The organism is Candidatus Eremiobacterota bacterium, from assembly GCA_031082125.1.
GTDB lineage: Bacteria > Vulcanimicrobiota > CADAWZ01 > CADAWZ01 > Ess09-12 > Ess09-12.
Genome location: JAVHLM010000010.1, coordinates 39,621 through 57,245 on the forward strand (window position 1 = coordinate 39,621; position 17,625 = coordinate 57,245).

Below are 17,625 nucleotides of genomic sequence, written 5' to 3' on the forward strand. Positions count from 1 at the left end.
GTGGCGTGATGAAAAAGAGTCTTCAAATGCTCCTTACGGTTCTGCTGCTCCTGGCGGCATTCTGCTGCGCCTGTCCGGCCCCTGCTGCCGTTCCGGGCTCTGCCGCGCCCGCCAGAAAAAAAGTCCCCCTCACGGACAAGAACAAAGCCCCTCTCGGCAAGTGGGCTGAAAATGACGTGCTCAAAATAAAGGTGGTGAAAGTGGAAGAGGCCGATACCTGGGAGAAGATCCCCCTGAACAAGCGCATATCGAGCGCCCGGGAAGGCCAGTTCAATCGTCTTCAGAGGTCTCTGCAGGAGGGGAAGGCCAAGGTGGTCCTTGTGACAGCCCAGGTGAAAAATGCAGGCGCCAGGGACGTGAATATCGGATGGAACGCCCGGGGTTACTGCAATTTCTTCCTCCGCGGCGACGAAGGCACCGTGCAGGGCTCCTCCAATATTTTCTCCACAATCGGGAATCACAGCATTGTTGATGCAGTCAATGAAGGGAAAAAACTCCCTCCCTTCATTGAGGGAGGCTTCCCTGAAGACGCCATCACCACTCCCGGAGGGACCGTGCAGGGGAGAATCCTCTTCGTGGTTCCGTCGTTTTTCACACCCTCCGTCTTTTATACCGATGCGAAAAGAACGTCGCAGTGGTGGGGAAAGATGGAGATCATCATAAAGCTTGAGGAGAAGTAAAAGGGAGCCCCCGGGGCTCCCTTTGTCCCTGCAGCCGAAACCAGGCTGGAGTGCTCAGTGGGCGCCTGCCGCCTCTTTCGCGAGCTTTTCCATGTCGTCGTAAAAGGTTCTTTTGATGACCTCGCCACCGTCCACGGTGAGCTCCGCCCCTGTGACAAAATCCGAGTCTTCCGAGGCGAGGAAAAGCACCGCTCTCGCGATATCGATCGGCTTCCCCACGCGGTTCAGAAGCACAGTTCGTGCCATGATGCTCAGCATCTCTTCCTTGCTTTTCCCAAACTGGGAGCAGACCTGGTCAAACATGGGAGTGTCCACGAAACCGGGATAGATGGTGTTCACCCTGATATGATCATGTGCGTATTCTATGGCGGCAACCTTGGTGACGGCGTTCACGCCGCTCTTGCTTGCGCAGTAGGCAGCCTGTCCCTTGCCGGGTACGAAGACGTAGTTTGACGAGATGTTGACGATAGCGCCTCCCTGGGCCCCGTTTCTCTTCATGGCAGGCACGGAATGCTTTATGCCCAGGAATACGCCGTCGAGATTGACCGCCATCACCCTGCGCCATTCCTGGAGGCTCATGTCAATGATGGGCTTTGAAAACGCGATCCCCGCGTTGTTGACGAGGATGTCAAGCCTCCCGTACGCGGCGATGGCGTGGTCAACGGCGCCCTGCCACGATTCCCCGTCACTCACGTCCAGCTTCCGGAAAGATGCCGTCCCGCCTTGTGCAGTGATCTCTTTCACGGCCTCGTGGCCCTTTTCCTCAAGAATATCAGCAATGATGACTTTCGCCCCCTCGCCGGCGAGCAGCTCTGCGATTCCCTTGCCGATTCCTCCGGAAGATCCCGTGATTATGCATACTTTCCCCTGAAGTCTTTTCATGATCGGTCTCCTTTCAAAGTGATATGCTGAAGGCTTCCCAATGCCTTTTTTACATGCCGGCAGTGCCTTGCCGCGCTTTTTCCCCTGTGAGCCATCTGGTGAGAACCTCCCGCAGCACGGCCCTGTCCAGGGGCTTGGCTATATAGTCATCCATCCCTGCGGCAATGAATCCTTCCCTGTCGCCTTTCATGGCATGGGCGGTAAGGGCTATTACCGGCACGTCATGGTTTCTCACTGCCGAAGATCTGTTGCGTATTATCGCTGTGGCTTCGTAACCGTCCATCTCCGGCATCTGGCAGTCCATCAGCACTGCGTCAAAGAGATCCTTTTCAAGCGCCTGTATGGCCTCCCTGCCATCCTGGGCAGTGGTGACGTCGAGGTCCAGCTTGAGAAGGACTGCTTCGGCCACTTTCCTGTTCACGACATTATCCTCGACGAGAAGGATGCGGTATGGCGGATCCCGGTGGAAAGCCGCAGGCTCTTTCTGTTTCTCTGCCTTTTCCTCTTTTCCCTGTTCCCCGGCAGTAAGGAGCGCCATGAGGCATTTCCTGAGGCTGGCCCTTTTCAGGGGCCTCGGAAGAGTGACGAGCAGGCGCGGGCCTTCATTGTGAAACCGAAATATCGTTGAGATGACGACCTGCTGCATTCCATGGAGCTCTGTGTGCTCCTGCAAGGCTTTCTGAACAGCCGGTGCCTCGAGTCCGGGCAGTGTTTCCGCGATGAGGGCAAGCCTGAATGGCTGGCCCTGCCTGGCGGAAGCATTGATTCGCTCAATCATTTCCTCCGCGGTGGCTGCCTCCCCTGGCTGGCATTTCCAGAGGTCAAGGAGGGAGAGGGCCATTTCCCTGGCAGCACTGTTCCCGTCGGCAACAAGGACAGGGATGCCGGGGGGTATCCCTTCAGGGGTGTCGGGAGATCCTTCGGGACTTTTCCTGAGGGCAACAGTGAAGAAGAAAGTCGAGCCTTTCCCTTCCTCGCTCTCCACTCTGATGGCTCCCCCCAGCTGCTCGACAATCTCCCTGGAGATGGCCAGCCCCAGGCCTGTGCCGCTGTAGCGCCGGGAGGCTGTGGTGTCAATCTGCGTGAAGGGGGTGAAGAGATGAGGCAGTTTCCCCCGGGGGATGCCGATTCCCGTGTCGCTGACAGAAAAGCGGAGAGTCAGCCTGTCACCGTCGTCGCTCTCAACGGCAGTCCTTATGCAGACTTCCCCATGATCGGTGAATTTCATGGCGTTGCCCGCGAGGTTAAGGAGCACCTGCTTCAAGAGGCCCCTGTCTCCTGAGAGCACCGGGGGTACCTCTTTTCCGGCAATCCAGAGAAATCTCAGGCCTTTCTCCTGCGCCTTAAGCGCAAGGATGTCGGAGATCTCCTCCATCACAGACCTTATGTCAAAGGCCGATTCCTCGATCTCCAGCTTCCCGGCCTCGATCTTTGAGAAGTCCAGGACCTCATTTATCACCGAGAGGAGGCTTTTCCCGCTGGTGTGAATCATCTCAGCCCATTCGCGCTGCTCCCGGGAGAGCGGTGATTCCAGCAGCAGCTCGGTCATCCCTATGACACCGTTGAGAGGGGTTCTTATCTCGTGGCTTATGTTCGCGACGAACTGGCTTTTTGAGACATTTGCCGCCTGGGCCTCCCGGGCAAGCTCCCTTGTTTTCTCAATGGCCTCATTGAGCTGCCTGTTCGAATCCTCCAGGGCCCTGTTGGCTTGCCTGAGCTTTTCCTCGATATTTTTCCGCTCGGTGATGTCGCGGAACATGATAAGGGTTCCAAGGGGCGGTTTATTGGGGACCGAGATGGGGGAGAGGCGTACTTCCCAGTAACGGCGGACTTCTCCCGCTTCCTTCATTATCTCAAGCACCGAGGAGCACTCGGCATCCTTTATCTTCTCCACGATGGCGGGCCATTCGCCGAGGGCTTCAGCAGCAGGCCTTCCAAGCACATCAGGGGCCCTGGCGGGTATTATCCTTTCCGCATAGGCGTTCATGTCAACGATACGCTCCATTCTGTCTATTACCAGCATTCCCTGGTCGAGGCGCTCAACGACAATATCCCTTGCGAGGGGCGCCACGTCAAGGAGGCGGAACCTGAGGATGGCAATTGCCATGAAAATGAGGCCGAAGCATGAAACGGCAGGGGAATAATCCATTCCGTGCGAGTCGTGGCTGGTGAATACAAACATGGTGGTCCAGATGAGCGGGAGGGCAAGGGCGCCAGAGAGCATGGCTGCCTGGATCCTGAAGAATCCTTTTGAATGGAGCATGGTGCGCAGAAGGACTGCGAGGCTTGCCATCAGAGCGAGATATGAATAGGCGATGTTCACCCAGTTCCATGACCCGTAGGTTTTCCCCATGAACGTGAGGCCGTCGATATATTCAAAGTGGATGCCGCTTCTCATGAGGTGATGGAAATCATTGGTCCATACGGCGGCGATGGTGAGTATGGGGATCATCAGCAGGGCCCCGATTCTCTGCCTGGTGAGCCAGTACCCGAGGCCGACGAAATCAAGGATCATGACAAATGATATGGCGGGGAGAAGGGCGTAGCCGAAATACTGGACATTCACCCAGAACTCCTTCAATTCGAGATCGGGGGCCAATGCCTCCAGGGCGCTCGAAGCCGACCAGATCACGACAAGGGCCGCCAGTATGAAGAGGGCAAAAGCGCCGGGCTGTTTCTGCCTTTTCCAGGCAATGTATGAGAGGACCCCCGAGATTATTATTGAGAGGGAGATGAGAAAAAGGTAAGTTCCGCCCAGCAGGGTCATCACATGTCCTCGGCTCTATTCTTGTTTGTGAATTCCTGGCTAAGTATTTCGCTTTTTCCCAGGGGATGCCTGCAATGGCGGGGAGATTCCCTGCAGAGTGCTCTGGTTTCAACGATTTGCTGGAGATGAAAAGGAAGGGGACTGCGGGGCATTGAATATTTTCACTGAAGAACCGGACTCAGTTCCCTCCGAGGATATCCTATGAAAGCGACCCATTCGGCAGTGATCCCGCTGAGGCGGAAAGATGGTTGCCTGGAAGTTCTTCTTATCACCTCCAGGCGCACGGGGCGCTGGATCATCCCCAAGGGCTTCATTGAGCACGAGCTTTCACCGCAGGAATCGGCACTGAAGGAGGCCTGGGAAGAGGCAGGCCTTGAGGGCGAAGCAACCGGAGGGCCCCTGGGGACCTTCCTCTACCAAAGAAAGGGTAATGAGTGGAATGTAGAGGTGTACCTGATGCATGTCACGGCAGAGAGGGATCATTGGCCCGAAGAGAATGAGCGGCAGAAAAAGTGGGTCTCCCTTGATGAGGCCCTTGAGCTTGTCGATGATGAAGAGCTCCGCCGGCTCGTCAGGACCGCTTTCTCCCTTGAGGGTGGAAATAGCTGAGAGCATATCTCGGAAATGAGAGGACAGCGCCATGGAAAAGGAAAAGCAGGAAGAGCAGGCCCCTCCTGAGGAGGCAGCGAACAGGAAGGCCATCTGGCAGGTAAGCTACGAATCGGGCTCTGTGCTTGGCTGTTACGAGGGAACGCCGGCCAAGATTGCCGCTTTCCTTATCGGCACCGATCCCGAGGGGAGATTCATAAAGAAGCTCCACTTCCAGGCGCTTGCAGTGAAAAAGGTGCCTGAGGTCCTGATGAGAGACCTCTGCTGCGGCAAGAAATATACCTTGAAGGATAACTTCTGCAGCCGCTGCGGGAAAGCCCTCGCCATCAACAACAGGCTCCCCGCGAAGTTCAAAATGGTGATAGAGGCATAGTGGAATCTCATCCCTGCGAGCAGCTCTTTGCCATAGAGCAGGCGGCCTTTCATTTCAGGGTATCCTGCCCCGATCTCAGGGAGGTTCTCTCGTCGTACCTCTCATATTACCGGGAGACCGCCCTGCTCCCGGGGGCTTTTCACTTTAAAGTCTCCCTGGAGAGGGAGCCCCCCGGAAAAATAAGGGAGCAGGTGGTCTCTTTCGTCCCGGGAATGACTCCCCTGGCGGGCTTTTTTGCCCCGCCCTCACAGGCAGTTGATGAAGAGGCCTTTTTCCAGCTTTACCGCAGCGATGAAAGGCTCTTTTTCATGAGGGGCATCAATGAGCCGGCTCTCTGGGCCGAGATAACTCCCTCCTCGCTGAGCGCCCGGGCAGTCATCGCTCCTGGGGTTGAGGCCCGCGGGTGGGGATTCAGGCAGCTCTTCCTTGTCATCCTCCAGGAGCTGATGAAGCATGCAGGCTTCACGCCGCTTCACGCTGCATGTGCCGCTTCTGAGGGGAAGGGGGTCCTGATCATTGCCCCCTCCGGTGCGGGAAAGACCACGACGACCCTCTCCCTGGTAAAGGGAGGCTTTGAGTTCCTTTCTGATGACACGGTCTTTCTCCGCGCCAGGGGAGGGGCTCCCGAGATTGTGCCTTTCTGTGAAAAAGTCAAGGCTCTTCCCGCCACCCTCTCATTTTTCAAAGAGCTCAGGCCCCTCTGCTCCCGGCCCTTTGAAAGGGGCGCCGACAAGCATTTTTTCCCTGTCGAGGAGTTTTTCGGCAAGGCTCCCCTGAGGCAGGTAAGGCCCTCGCTCCTTCTCTTTCTTACGCCGCCCCGCACGGGCTCTTCAAGTGCTGTTGCCATTTCTTCCCGGGAAGCCTTTGAGGGGATAATCGCCCAGTCAGGTATCGTGGGCCTGAACAGGAGCGCCGCAAGGGAGTCCTTTTCGCTCATGGCGGAGCTTGTGAGGGAAACGCGCTCCGTGGCCTTTTCTCCAGGCGGGGATCTCCGTGAGATTCCCCATGCAGTGAGGCGGCTCATTCCATGAAGAAGGCAAAAGTAGCGCTGGTCCATGACTTTCTTTACTGGAGAGGCGGCGCCGAACGCTGCCTGGAAGCCCTGCGGGAGCTTTTTCCCGGCGCCCCTCTCTTCACCCTCTTCTGGGACCGGGCGCGCCTTCCCGAATACCGCGGCGGGGACGTGAGGACGTCATTCCTGGACAGGCTCCCCTTTATCACCAGGAACCACTACCACTATCTCCCCCTCTATCCGGCGGCCGTAAGCTCCCTTGATTTTTCGGGCTTTGACCTCATCATCAGCAGTTCATGGGCATGGTCGCGGAACATCACCGTGCCTGCGGGGGCCCTCCATATCTGTTACTGTTATACTCCTATGCGCTTTGCCGCAGGATTTTTTGACGAGTACATGGCAGGAAAGCCGGCCGTGACAAAGCTTGCCTTCCGGGTGATGGTAAGGAGGCTCACTTCCTGGGAGAAAAGGCGAGGGAGCCCGCAGACCCGTTATCTGGCCATATCGGAGGAGGTAAAGAAGAGAATCGCGCGCCATTACGGCAGTGCTTCCGAAGTGGTATATCCCCCCGTGGACACGGGTTTTTTCACCCCCCTGCCGGGGTGCCGCCGTGAGCCCTTCTCCCTGCTGGTCTCAAGGCTTGTCCCTTACAAGCGTGTAGATTGTGCAGTAAATGCCTTCCGCCTGTCGGAGAGGCGCCTTGTGATCGTTGGCGAAGGCCCCGAGTCGCCCATGCTCAGGCGCAATGCGCCGCCAAATGTGGAATTTGCCGGATCGGTGAGTGACAGTGAGCTCCTGGAGCTTTACCGCCGCGGGAAGGCATTGGTCATGCCCCAGGTGGAGGACTTCGGCCTTGCAGCGCTTGAAGCCCAGGCCTGCGGCATGCCGGTGCTGGCCTACGGGAAGGGAGGGGCCCTGGAAACAGTCATTCCCGGGATCACGGGCCATTTCTTCCATGAACAGACCCCTGAAGCTCTGGGGAGGGGCCTTGCCGAGATGGAGGAGCTGCATTTTCAAACCGATGCTCTCAGGGACAATGCCCTCCGTTTCTCCCGTGACCTCTTCCTTGAGCGCTTCAGGGAAAAACTGGGGTCCTCTGCCGGGTTCACCTGCTGCTAGTAAGAGGGCGCGGGGATAGTGAGAGGCCCCCGGTAAATCGCGGCGTTTTTATAGGAGGCGTCGGCTCTATCGCTGATTTTGAGCTTTTTGTATGTCTCGTGGAGCCGGCTGTAGGCGGGGCCGAGGTTGGGCTGGTACAGCACGCTTTTCTCCAGGTATGTTCTTGCTTTTGCCGTTTCTCCTCTCCGGTAGAAGAGCTCACCCATGAAAAAGTAGCCGGGCGCCCGATCTTTTCCAATGGCGATGGCCCTGGAAAGAGAGGAATAGGCCTCATCGTAGAGCTTTTCCCCGCAGTACAGGGAGCCCAGGTAACAGAGGGCCAGGTAGTTCTCCTTATCCTGCTGGAGGGCCCCGTTGAGCATGGTGAGGGCCTGAGGTGTCTTTCCCGAGGCCATGAAGGCCATGGCGAGGTAGGTCTGGAAACAGGGTCTGTCAGGGTTCTCCGCCACAAGGCTCTTGAAAATCCTCTCGGCCTTTTCAGGGCTTCCCCCGTAAATGGCAATAAGGCCGAGATGGGTTCTCATGAACGGGGAGTCAGCGCCGGCAATGAGCTTATTTAAAAGGCTTTTCCATTCTTCCGGTGCCATGACGCAGGAAGACTCTCCCGGCACCATGACGGCGCAATAGAGCCTCAGGAGGTCGCCGTATGCCCTGTCCTGCGGAGAAAGATCGGGCACTTCTCCAAGGATCCTGTCGAGAGCCCTGTAGTTCCCCCTGGAGGCCTCGAAGGCTCCCAGGTAATAAAGTCCCATCCCGCTCACGGGCCTGCAGGCAGCCCCTTTCTGAAGGTAGAAGAAGGCCCTTGCCATGTCGCCCCTCCTGAGATACTCTTCGCCGAGGAGGGTGAAGGCCATGGAATTTTTTCCATTGAAATAAAGAGACTGCCGGTATGCTGCCAACGCTTCGTCGCTTTTCCCCTCGCTCCTCAGCCTGCTCCCTTTCCTGACGAGCGATGAAGCCATTGAGCTGTAATAAAAGCAGACTATGGCCGTTATGAGGCCCCCGAAGAAGAGGAGCACCAGCAGGGAAAAGACCAGCTCGCGGGGAATCACGGGCCCGGGCGCCCGGGGAGCTGGCGCCGATTCTGCCATGTCAATGGCCGAGGGCTGGTGATTCATGTCTTTGGTCCTATGCTTTTCCTGTGCCATGGAATGTCACGCCGTCACTTGATTGAGAGGGTAAAAAGGGAATTCTCTGCTGGAGGGTGAGATGGCTATAGTCCTCTCTCTCTCCCAGCATATTCTCAAATTCACCGGCCGGTACCTTTATTTCCTGTAAGCTCGCTTTTTTTATGAAGTGCTCCAAATCGCTGAGAGCCAGGGCAATTCCCTCGCGATAGAGTCCTGCTGCCCCCCGGCTCTCCAACCACCTGAAATCCTCGCCCAGGCTTTCAATGAGCCTCGGAAGATAAGGGGAAAGAAGTTCCCGGGGCATGTTTTTGATGAAAACCCGCACCTTGTTGGCGACGAAATATTTCTGGATACCTGCGATCCGGCCCGTGGAATAGCCGCCGCGGTGATATACCACGCCTGACGGCACATAACGGCATCGGTGCCCTGAGAGCCTTGCCCTGATGCTCAGATCCACATCTTCAAAATAGAGGAAAAGATCGTCGTCAAAGAGGCCTGTATCATCAAAAAGGCTCTTGCGGTAAAGTGCCGCGGCGCCAGAGGGGCCGAAGACCTCGTTCACCAGCATGTCAAGAGTGCCGGTGTCTTTCATGCCGGCCCCGATCTGCACCACTGAGCCGTCCCGGCAGTAAGCATGGCCAAGCTCGGCTATGGATGTCCTGTTGAAATAATTCAGAATCTTGCACGAGCAGAAGCTCCACTCGCTCCCGCTCTCGAGGGCGTCCACCAGGGACCCGAGCCACCCGGGGGCGGCAAGGCAGTCATTGTTGAGGAGCGCCACATAGGAGGTTCGGGAGCGCCTGATCCCTTCATTGACAGCACCTCCGAAGCCCCTGTTTTCAGGAAGGGCCACGACCTCCACATGGGGGAATCTTTCCGCGATAAAATCACAGGAGCCGTCTGTTGACCCGTTATCGACGACAATAGTCTGGAAATCCCTGAAATGCTGCCTCGAGAGGGAATGGAGGCACTCGGCGAGGACCTCCCTCCCGTTCCAGTGCGGGACAATCACCGTTGCCTTTTTCGCGGTGGGAGCCATCGTTCCCCCTTTCTCGCTAGCGGTATTCTCCATGGAAGTATTCTCTCATCTCGGGAGTGAGCTTTTCTCTCTTTCTGAGTCCGGCAAACCGCTCATGGAGGTCCCCTGAGGTGAGGTGCGCCCTTTCTTTCCCGGCAAAATCCTCTATTATTCTCCCGTCGTGCATCATGATGGTTCTGTTGCCCAGCTCGATGGCCTGATCCATATGATGGGTCACCATGAGGGCCGTCAATGAGTCTCTTTCCACAAAGCGCTGCGTAAGTCTCAGCACCTGAAAGGCCGATTTAGGGTCAAGTGCCGCGGTATGCTCGTCAAGGAGCAGGACCTTGGGCCTGACAATGACTGCCATAAGGAGGGTGAGGGCCTGCCTCTGCCCCCCCGAAAGGGTCCCCACCACAGTGTGAAGTCTCTCCTCAAGCTGCATCTCAAGCTCACCGAGGGCCTCGCGATAGTAGCGGAGCCTTTTTGCGCTGAGCCCGATACTGAATCCCCTGGGAGCGCCTCTCATGAAGGCCATGTGGAGGTTCTCCGCCACGGTCATCGAGGCAGCCGTGCCGGTGAAGGGATCCTGAAAGCAGCGCGAAATGAAGGAGGCCCTCCGGTAATCAGCCAGGTCCGTGACATCGCTCCCTGCAATAACGATAGACCCCTCATCGGGCCTGAAGCCCCCCGCGATGGCCCCCAGCAGCGTTGATTTTCCCGACCCGTTGGTGCCTATGACGGTCACGAAATCGCCCTGATGGACCGTGAGGCTTATATTCACGAGGGCCCGCACCTCGTTGGCCGTCCCTTCCTGAAAGGTCTTGCTCACATTCTTCAGCTCAATCACCTGGATGAATTCTCCTTACCACGCCTCTCTCGTCTATTATCACCGTCGCCCTGTCCAGGAGCGCGAGGGGCAGCTTTATTTTCAGCCCGTCGGCGACTTTGAGGTTCACCGCGAGCTCAATTGTACGGTATCTTTCAAAGGGGATGTCCCCGGGGCTCTCGCCTTTCAGGATCCTCTTCACCAGATGAGCTGCCTGCTCGCCGCTCACCGCGTAGTCATAGCCGAAGCAGATGAGGGCGCCCTCCTGGACCCTGGTGATGTCATTGATGATGATGGGAATCTTCCGGGAGCCGGAAGCCTTCACGACGGCGTCGAAGGCCGAGTAAATCAGGTTGTCGGGCGGCAGCACATAGACATCAATATCCTCCCTTGAGAGAGAGAGCGCTGCCTGATAAACCTCGGAGGTATTGGTGACGGTGGCCCCGCGGAAGGCAAGCTTGCTGTGGCCTTCAAGAGCTTTCCTGAGGGCTTCCACGTTGAAGACCGAGTTGAATTGGCCCGGGTCCCACAGCGTGCCGATTTTCGCCCCCCGGGGGAACAGAGTCTCCACGATTCTCACCGTTTCGTCCATGGGCACGGAGCCGTAAACACCGGTGATATTTGCGAGGTGATCTTTCTCTGAGGAGCCGACCTTGATGACGAAGGGATCGGCCACCGTCGCAAAGACCACGGGGATCCTTTTCACTCTCGAGGTGGCGGCCTGCGTGGCGGCGCTCGATATGGTGACGATGACGTCGCACTGGCTCATCACGAGTTTATCAAGAATAGTGTTAAGGGTGGCCATGTCGCCCTGGGCATTCTGAATCAAGAACTCGCAGTTTTTTCCCCCGGCATAGCCGAGCCGCGTCATTTCCCTCAGAAAGCTCTCGCGGGTGGTGTCGAGCATGCCGTTTTCCGTGAGCTGCACTACTCCGATCCGGTAATTTTCGCGGTGGGCTTTCATCGAATGCTGCTTTTCCATCAATGCCATGACAAGCAGCAGCGCAATGACTCCCCCTGCGAGGGCATATTTCATCACCGGCGAGGTCTTGGCAGGCTTTTTCCCTTCGGTTTCCCCGAAAAGGCCCGAAAGAGACAATATGATAAGCACCAGCACTGAGGTGAAGAGCTTGAGGTCTATAGGATTGAGGCCCATGTAAAGCACAAGGGCAACCATGAGGCGGTAGAGCAGTGATCCGATGAGGGCGCTTGCCACTCCCCAGGCGATTGAGCGGCTCTTGACGAGGTGCTCTCCCAGGATGATTGACGCCAGTCCTGTCATAATGGTGCCAATTCCCATGCTGATGTCGGCGAAGCCCTGGTACTGGGCCACGAGGCCCCCCGAGATGCCCACGAGGCCGTTGGCAAGCGCCAGGCCCCCGATGCTCATCATGTCCACGTTCACGCCCTGCGCCGCCGCCATCCGGGGATTGTCGCCCGCGGCCCTCAGGGTGATGCCGATGTCGGTCTTGAGGCCGAGGGAGGAGAGGCACCAGAGCATCACCGTGCAGAGAAAAAGGCACAGCGGAATCCACAGGTCACCTGGAAGGCCGGCATTCAGGGCCAGCAGGAAGGTGATGAAGCTCTCGCCCGTGTTCAAGGGGATGTTTGATTTTTCCATGATATGGAGGTTCACCGAGTAAAGGCCTATCATCACAAGGATCCCTGCAAGGAGGCTATGAATCCTGTAGCGGGTATAAATGATGCCGGTGAGGGCGCCGGCAAGGGCGCCTGCGGCAAAGCCTGCAAGCAGGGCCATAAAGGGCGGATGACCGGCCATGAGTATGACGGCAGAGACGGCCGCCCCGGTGGTAAAGCTCCCATCCACGGTGATATCGGCGATTTTGAGGACCCTGAAAGTGAGAAAGACGCCGCATGCCATGAAGGCGTAGAGAAATCCGAGGTTAAGTGCTCCCAGCCAGAGTTCCAAAGCATTACCCTTCCAGTTCCACTATTCCCGCCAGCCCGTAGCTGAAAAGGCTTTTCCCCAGCAGGTGGCGGAGCTTCAAAGGAGCATACCGCCCCATGATTCTCTCAATCTCCTGTTCGAAGTGCCCGGGCTCCCGTCTGAGAAGCTCGGGAGGGTACTCGCACCCATGGAGATGGAAAGAGCTTCTTTCAGGGAAGAGCTCCCTGGTTTTTTCCGGGATTTTTTCCTTTTCCCTTGCGGCAATGCCCACGGCGAGCAGGAGCCTGTTAGGGGCTTCGGGCTCAAGGGAGAAGTCAAACCACTCGGGAAAGTTCTCCTGGTGGAAGATATCCTTCCCGTTGGCAGGCCTGCGGGAAAGAAGAGGGATTCTCCTCAGGGTGAGCCCCCTGATCCCCTTGCTTTCCGCCAGGAAGACCATCCCTATGAGGGGAGCATCGGTGAGGGACAAAAATCCCTCAATGAGCCTGGAGAGCTCTATGGGGCCTTCTTCGCCTTCAAATGAGAGGGTCAGCGCGAAGGGGCCCTTGAAAGAAAAGCCGTAGAGAAAATTGAGGCAGGCCCTCTCACCCCTGGAGTACATCTCGAAGTCCACGGCAGTGTGCTCCCTGGCAGGGTACACAAAGAAGTTATGGCTCACTATGCAGGCTTCGCCGAAATAGTCACAGAACTCATCAAAGCGTTCGCCCGGTGTGGCAAGCCCTGCGCCGAACTGCACCGATTCCTGCTTCACGGTGACTATGTCGCCGGCTTCATAGCCGCTTTCCCCCAGTTTGCCCGGTGAGCCCAGAGTGCAAAAGGTGCCTTTTCCTGCGGTGCTCCTCACCAGGGAGAAGGTGATTTCCCGGAAGCTCTGCGGGGCAGCGCCGGGAGCTTTCTGAACGCTTCCCTCTTCGGCGGCGATGCCCTCCTCATGCTCCACGATGCGGAAAATCCTGTCAAAGCCGCCCGTCCTGAGAAGCTCCATCAGGAACCCGGGCACTTGGGAGAAGACAATCTCCCCCCCGGCATGCCTCAGCTTCTTGTGAAAGACCATGAAGACCCGCATTCCCGCGCTCGACAGGTAGGTGACGTGCTCGAGGCTCACGGCGACATTTCTCTCGCCGCCTTCCACGGCCTCAGCGAGGCACTTCTCGAGGTCTCTTGAGGTGAGCCCGTCAATACGCCCCCTTGGCTCAAGCCTTGCAAGCCGGCCTTCTTCCTTTATGCTGCATTCAAAGCCCGGGCTCTCCTGTCTCATTCCTGTAGTATACCAGAGAAAAGGCCATAAAACAAGGGACTGCCGCCGTCCCTGAGGGCATATTCTCCCGGGCACTTTTGGGTTCAATGGCACCGGTTTTTATGGTATAATCATAAGTATGAAAAGGGAGAGAGGGGCAATTCTGATAGTCGTCCTTATGATCCTGCTGCTTGTTACATGCATGGCCACTGCCTTTGTGAATTTCCAGGTGAGCGACAGGCGCCTCTCGCAGGATGACGTGAACTCACAGAAGGCTTTCTACATGGCCGACTCCGGTATCCAGCTCGCCATGGGAAAGATATGCAGGGATATAAACTGGCAGGGCCAGAATCGCTTCGATGCCGCTGTTGACAATGGTCCCGTCACCGAGTGGGTCTACCAGGAGGGGACCTACAAGTGCGGCTTTATGGTGCAGAGCCAGTTCCTGGGGTATATCCCCGCCGATCCTGCAAAAAACAATAATTACTACGTTCGCTCCACGGGGGTCGTCGTGGATGTGAGCTACAGCCCGCCGCGCCTTATCGCTTCAAGGTGCGTGAAAGCCTATATCCAGTGCGCCAATGATTATAATCCAGGCCATGATGGCCAGCCCGACAAGCACTATACCCCCGTGGGAACGGGCAACCCCGCCATACTGTGGCGGTTTTACGATGAATACAAGTAAAGGAGGCCGAAGGAGCGCTTTGGCAAGAACACCTTTCAATGCCCTCATGAGGGGGCTCTCGCTGCTGGAGCTTGTGGTGTCCATATTGATTATGGCTCTCCTCCTCTTTTCAGTGTTTCAGATACTCACCTCCGGCACTACCTACCAGATGAGGAGCAGGTCTTCCTCGAAACTCGCGGCCCTCATGCAGAAAGTGATGGAGCAGGCAAGGCTCGTGGCTCTCACCTTTGACGACTCCCTACCCCCTCCTCTTCCCGATACGGACTGGCAGTTCTTTTCCGGCAGCGACGAGGTGTACCGTTACAGGATCAATTATTACACCTACCAGGTCATGACTTTTCCACAACCTGACGGGACGGGCGAGTGCCCCGCCAGGAGAAAATATATTGTGGCAGTGCAGGTGGCGATAGAGGGGCCGGTGAACCCCGACGGCTCCGCCAAGTACGGTTACAGCAAGGTTTCATCAGCCTCGCTTGTGGCGGCCGATAAATATATGGGTGAAACAGCCATAGCCCCGGCAATGCCTGCAGAGCTTCACCCGGCGCCGCCCACGCCCATGATCCATATTGCGATGCCGCCGACACCAAATACGGGAGCTCCATGAAGAGAGAGTCAAAGATGGCCTTGAAAAGTGAAAAAGGCTTGACGATTGTCGAGACAATGGTCACTCTGGCATTGTTCGCCATTCTGATGGCCCTTTCCGCGACGATTTACCTCCAGAGCTCCCGGGTCCACCGCCAGGGCATCGAGATGGCGCGGCTCCGCCAGAAGGCCATGGCAGTCCTTGACATTATCGTCACGGACCTTTCCAAGGCGAGCCGTTATGAGACTACTCCAGACAATCATTCCATAAATATCCATATCACCAATTTAAAAAGGAGCACGGCGGCCCCTTCGCACGGCGGCGACACCCGCGTGGAATACCGTCTTGAGAGCGATCACACCGTGACCAGGACCGATGACTGGGAGACCAAGGTGATTGCCGACAATGTGAAGGACCTTACCTTCTATGCCACCACCTCCTTTACGCCTTACCGCAATGATGCGGTCCGCATTGAAGTGGCGACGGACCTCAATGATCCCCGGACAAAGACCTTTGCCCTCACTGCAGCTTCGGGAACAAGGGCTCTCGACAATTCCACGATAAGATTCGGTCCATGAATATCCGCGCGCCTGCCCTTCTTCTTTTGATGCTTTCCCTGCTCTGGCCCTGCGCTTTTCCCGGCGAAGGCGCCTTCCCGGGCTTCCTTCTCTACGCCCTCCTTGTCGTGATTGTCCTGGGATACCTGCTGATGATGAGGAATCTGCCCTGCAGGGATACGGCCCCGGTCCTTGCCCCCCTGGCTCTTTTTCTTGCGGTGTCAACGGTTTCGGCGGTGAGCTCCCTTCACATGCTTGCCGCTCTCCGTGAGGTGGCCCTTTTTGCCCTCTATACCATGGCGTTTTACTGCGCCCTTGTCCTCGGCAGCAAGGATTGGTGCAAGGAGAGAGCGGTGAAGGGCCTTGTCTGGGCTGCTTCTGCCCTTTCTCTCGGGGCAGTCGCCAGGTATGGCTTTGATATATTTACCGGGCACGGATCACCCGTGAGGGCCATGGCGTGGTTTCCAAGCCCCAACCTTCTGGGTGCGGCGATAGTGCTCCTCATCCCCCTCGCGGCTTCCGGCATAAGGAAGCCTTTCCCGGGCGGGGTCCCGGTGGCGCTCATGAGTGCGGGCCTTGTGCTCACCATGTCGCGGAGCTCCCTGGCGGGCATCACGGCAGCAGTGCTTTTTTATTACGCAGTGATGCGGAGGAACAGTGAAAAGGTGCTGCTGGCTCTCTCTGTGCTGCTTGTCCTTTTCTGCGGCATTCTGCTCCTGCCCTCCAGTGAGGTCCAGGAGAGGTTTCTCAATATAATCACTTACCGGTGGGATCTCTATGCCCTCATGCGTTTTGACGCATGGAAGAGCTCTCTCTCCATGTGGCTTGGCTCTCCACTCTGCGGGATCGGCCCCGGGAATTTCCAGTTTGAGTATCCCCGCCATGCCCTTGAGGGCCCCGGCTCCTACTATCTTTTCCTTCCTCATGCCCACAGCCTGGCGCTTCAGCTCCTCGTCGAGACGGGCGTCCTCGGTGTTCTCACTTTTGCATGGTGGGCTTTCGCGGTCCTCAGGCGCTCCTGCAGAAGGTCGCCGTTCCTGTTCCTGGGCCTCGCCGCTTATTTTTTCCACAGCCTTTTTGACTACACTCTCTGGTATCCCCCCGTGGGCTTCCTCTTTTTCCTCGTGGCGGGGCTCGCCGCCGTGGCCCCTCCTCATTTTCATCGAAGCAGGAGCACACTCCACTCCTCGTGAATATAAAATCTAATCAGGCACTGCAGAATCAAGGAGGTACATATGAGCGACACTGCGGAAGAACTGGGAAAGGTAAAAGAGACACTGGACCGCTATTACAGGGCTCTCAGCGAAAGGAATATCGGGCTGCTGAGCGAGGTAATGGCTCAAGATGAAGATATGGTGAGCTTCGGCACCGACACCGACGAGCGGTGGACAGGGTGGAGCGAATTAGAGAAGATCCACCGAAGGCAGTTCGAGGTCATTACAGAGTACCAGACCGCCCGTCACGATTCAGTGGTGAAATTAAATGCCTCTGCCGATACCGCATGGTTTTCAGAAACTCTGGATGCCCATGTGGAAGTCATGGATGAGAGCTATGAGCTTTCTCTCCGGATATCAGGAGTGCTGGAAAAGCGTGAGGGAAAGTGGGTGATTGTGCACTTCCACCGCTCCCTGCCCAAGGAAGGCTTTGCAGTAAAATACCTGGAGACTCACGGCGTCCGGTTTTAGGGCCCCCATTTTTGTGCTATAATTGATTCATGAGCATTGCACGGTACCGCCGCCATAGAGGCTTCTCAATTGTCGAGCTTATGGTGTCGCTTGGAATTCTTGGCGTCATTATTGCCATTATAATCCCTAATTTCAACAATTACACGGCTTCCGCGACGTGCCGCAATGCCGCCCTCATCCTTTACCAGGATGTGCTCGCCATGAGGCAGCGTGCCCAGGCTATCTCTTTTGATACCGGCATTGACATTTCTCCTCCGGATCCCTCGGGCTCATCCCCCCCCGTCTATACTCTCTGGGAATCTGACGATCTTGAGGAGACCGTGATCAAGAGAGTTGACTTATCCAGGCTCTTTTCCAAAGAGATCCGTTTTTATTTCAATCCGCCTTCACCCTCGAGCGATCTGAGATTCACCCCCTCCCGCACCGATGATACCGGGAGCTGGAAATTCGCCGTGGCAAACAGGGCATTGACCATCATTGTCGAGTGCGGCCAGGAAACGGCCTGCGTGTCCGTTGACAGCGACGGGAACGTCATTCTTTACTGAAGCTG

At 56.8% G+C, this 17,625-nt stretch carries 18 protein-coding genes; 11 read left to right on the plus strand and 7 right to left on the minus strand.

The annotated features are described in order from the left end of the window. Positions 1–8: 8 nt before the first annotated feature. Positions 9–680, plus strand: coding sequence for a hypothetical protein (locus RDV48_12920; protein MDQ7823693.1), 672 nt, complete (start codon positions 9–11; stop codon positions 678–680). A 54-nt stretch (positions 681–734) separates the two neighbouring features. Here the strand turns inward: RDV48_12920 and RDV48_12925 are convergent, their stop codons facing one another. Together RDV48_12925 and RDV48_12930 are read right to left on the minus strand one after the other, a co-directional pair. Then, positions 735–1,562 (minus strand): glucose 1-dehydrogenase, encoded by an 828-nt coding sequence (locus RDV48_12925; GenBank protein ID MDQ7823694.1) that lies wholly within the window; start codon positions 1,560–1,562, stop codon positions 735–737. Between the two features lie 49 nt (positions 1,563–1,611). Further along, the gene (locus RDV48_12930) at positions 1,612–4,329 is read right to left on the minus strand and encodes a histidine kinase N-terminal 7TM domain-containing protein (protein MDQ7823695.1); all 2,718 of its coding nucleotides are present in this window, start codon (positions 4,327–4,329) and stop codon (positions 1,612–1,614) included. A gap of 201 nt (positions 4,330–4,530) precedes the next feature. Here RDV48_12930 and RDV48_12935 point away from each other — a divergent pair, with 201 nt between their 5' ends. Genes RDV48_12935 through RDV48_12950 form a run of 4 tightly spaced genes read left to right on the plus strand, consistent with a single transcriptional unit; the run spans position 4,531 to position 7,442 of the window. Next, positions 4,531–4,938: an NUDIX hydrolase gene (locus RDV48_12935; GenBank protein MDQ7823696.1), complete on the plus strand. Its 408-nt coding sequence runs from the start codon at positions 4,531–4,533 to the stop codon at positions 4,936–4,938. A 31-nt stretch (positions 4,939–4,969) separates the two neighbouring features. Next, positions 4,970–5,311 (plus strand): hypothetical protein, encoded by a 342-nt coding sequence (locus RDV48_12940; protein ID MDQ7823697.1) that lies wholly within the window; start codon positions 4,970–4,972, stop codon positions 5,309–5,311. Next, complete coding sequence (locus RDV48_12945; protein ID MDQ7823698.1) at positions 5,311–6,342, plus strand: hypothetical protein; 1,032 nt, start codon at positions 5,311–5,313, stop codon at positions 6,340–6,342. Before RDV48_12940 ends, RDV48_12945 begins: the two co-directional genes overlap by 1 nt. Beyond that, positions 6,339–7,442 (plus strand): glycosyltransferase, encoded by a 1,104-nt coding sequence (locus tag RDV48_12950; GenBank protein MDQ7823699.1) that lies wholly within the window; start codon positions 6,339–6,341, stop codon positions 7,440–7,442. Before RDV48_12945 ends, RDV48_12950 begins: the two co-directional genes overlap by 4 nt. On the opposite strand, the gene RDV48_12955 is transcribed toward RDV48_12950, so the two are convergent. From RDV48_12955 to RDV48_12975, 5 genes are read right to left on the minus strand one after another with little or no spacing between them, the layout of a single operon-like run. Further along, complete coding sequence (locus tag RDV48_12955; GenBank protein MDQ7823700.1) at positions 7,439–8,560, minus strand: tetratricopeptide repeat protein; 1,122 nt, start codon at positions 8,558–8,560, stop codon at positions 7,439–7,441. The two genes, RDV48_12950 and RDV48_12955, sit on opposite strands and share 4 nt — an antisense overlap. A gap of 10 nt (positions 8,561–8,570) precedes the next feature. After that, on the minus strand, positions 8,571–9,644 hold the full coding sequence (locus tag RDV48_12960; protein ID MDQ7823701.1) for a glycosyltransferase family 2 protein: 1,074 nt from the start codon (positions 9,642–9,644) through the stop codon (positions 8,571–8,573). Continuing rightward, complete coding sequence (locus RDV48_12965; GenBank protein ID MDQ7823702.1) at positions 9,628–10,440, minus strand: ATP-binding cassette domain-containing protein; 813 nt, start codon at positions 10,438–10,440, stop codon at positions 9,628–9,630. Before RDV48_12965 ends, RDV48_12960 begins: the two co-directional genes overlap by 17 nt. Beyond that, positions 10,433–12,349 (minus strand): ABC transporter substrate binding protein, encoded by a 1,917-nt coding sequence (locus tag RDV48_12970; GenBank protein MDQ7823703.1) that lies wholly within the window; start codon positions 12,347–12,349, stop codon positions 10,433–10,435. The genes RDV48_12965 and RDV48_12970 overlap by 8 nt, the downstream gene beginning before the upstream one ends. 4 nt (positions 12,350–12,353) lie before the next feature. After that, entirely contained in the window at positions 12,354–13,586 is a 1,233-nt protein-coding gene (locus RDV48_12975) for an STAS domain-containing protein (GenBank protein ID MDQ7823704.1), read from the minus strand. A gap of 118 nt (positions 13,587–13,704) precedes the next feature. On the opposite strand from RDV48_12975, the gene RDV48_12980 reads away from it, so the two are divergent. Genes RDV48_12980 through RDV48_13005 form a run of 6 tightly spaced genes read left to right on the plus strand, consistent with a single transcriptional unit; the run spans position 13,705 to position 17,620 of the window. Next, positions 13,705–14,250, plus strand: a complete 546-nt coding sequence (locus RDV48_12980) for a PilX N-terminal domain-containing pilus assembly protein (protein MDQ7823705.1) — start codon at positions 13,705–13,707, stop codon at positions 14,248–14,250. Positions 14,251–14,269: 19 nt separating this feature from the next. Then, entirely contained in the window at positions 14,270–14,854 is a 585-nt protein-coding gene (locus RDV48_12985; GenBank protein MDQ7823706.1) for a hypothetical protein, read from the plus strand. Then, positions 14,851–15,411, plus strand: coding sequence for a prepilin-type N-terminal cleavage/methylation domain-containing protein (locus RDV48_12990; GenBank protein ID MDQ7823707.1), 561 nt, complete (start codon positions 14,851–14,853; stop codon positions 15,409–15,411). Before RDV48_12985 ends, RDV48_12990 begins: the two co-directional genes overlap by 4 nt. Further along, positions 15,408–16,583 carry an O-antigen ligase family protein gene (locus RDV48_12995; protein MDQ7823708.1) on the plus strand — a complete coding sequence of 392 codons (1,176 nt, stop codon included), beginning with the start codon at positions 15,408–15,410 and terminating at the stop codon, positions 16,581–16,583. The genes RDV48_12990 and RDV48_12995 overlap by 4 nt, the downstream gene beginning before the upstream one ends. A gap of 42 nt (positions 16,584–16,625) precedes the next feature. Next, positions 16,626–17,075, plus strand: a complete 450-nt coding sequence (locus RDV48_13000) for a nuclear transport factor 2 family protein (GenBank protein ID MDQ7823709.1) — start codon at positions 16,626–16,628, stop codon at positions 17,073–17,075. A gap of 29 nt (positions 17,076–17,104) precedes the next feature. Then, the gene (locus tag RDV48_13005) at positions 17,105–17,620 is read left to right on the plus strand and encodes a prepilin-type N-terminal cleavage/methylation domain-containing protein (protein MDQ7823710.1); all 516 of its coding nucleotides are present in this window, start codon (positions 17,105–17,107) and stop codon (positions 17,618–17,620) included. Positions 17,621–17,625: the final 5 nt, after the last annotated feature.